We start from the raw sequence: 829 nt of genomic DNA on the forward strand, positions 1-829 counted from the left end.
ATTAATTGCTGCGTAGTATTTCAGTCCGAACGAGCCCAGCCGTTCGCCCCGCTTGATCAGGTCTCGTTGCAGATATAATCCAGTCCTTCAAATGCAAAATTCGACAGAGGTCATGGTTTGAAGTTATGCATTTAAGCGTGCGCGAGTTGGAGGTGTTCCGTTGCGTTATGGCGCTCGGCAGTGTGACGGCCGCGGCCGCAGCTTTGCGAATCTCGCAACCGGCTGTGAGTAAAATGCTGCTGCAGGCGGAGGAACAACTTGGTTTCAAGCTGTTCATTCGCGACAAAAAGCGCCTGATCCCGACGACCGAAGCCCAGGTGCTGTATCCAGAGACTCTAAGTGCCTTTGCGGCGATCGATGGGGTGCGCCGCTTGGCGAGTGACCTTCGCGCGGGGCGATCCGGTCAGTTGAGAATTGCCGTCGCTCCGACGCTCGCTCATCGTATGATGCCGCTCGCCATCCAAGCATTCCAGGTCGAGCGGCCGGGCGTGATCGTAGATCTGCGTGGGGCAACAGCGCAGGAGGTTACGCAGCTCGTTGTCGATCATCGTATCGATTTTGGACTGATCTTGGGCCCGGTCGGTGACACACGGATCGAAATGCGCGAGCTGCAGACGGTGGACATGGGATGTGTCTTGCCGCGCAATCATCCGCTCTGCGTGCGCCAGGAGCTGACAGCACAGGATCTCGCCGAGGAGGCGCTCATCGCGGTAGCGCGACATCTTCCGGCAGGCGAGAAATTGGCACGGGCGTTCGAGGATGCAAACGTGCCGCTGCGTCTCGCAGCGGAAGTGTCGCAGTCCTCAATTGCGTGCGCATTGGTCCATGC

The 829-nt window shown here is 58.5% G+C and carries 1 protein-coding gene; it reads left to right on the top strand.

From position 1 onward, the window contains the following. Positions 1–167 precede the first annotated feature (167 nt). Positions 168–829: LysR family transcriptional regulator (locus AC629_RS44515; RefSeq protein ID WP_084810850.1), on the top strand; the 662-nt coding region annotated here is incomplete at its 3' end.

Origin of the sequence: Bradyrhizobium sp. NAS80.1, from assembly GCF_001908205.1 — a bacterium.
Taxonomy (GTDB): domain Bacteria; phylum Pseudomonadota; class Alphaproteobacteria; order Rhizobiales; family Xanthobacteraceae; genus Bradyrhizobium.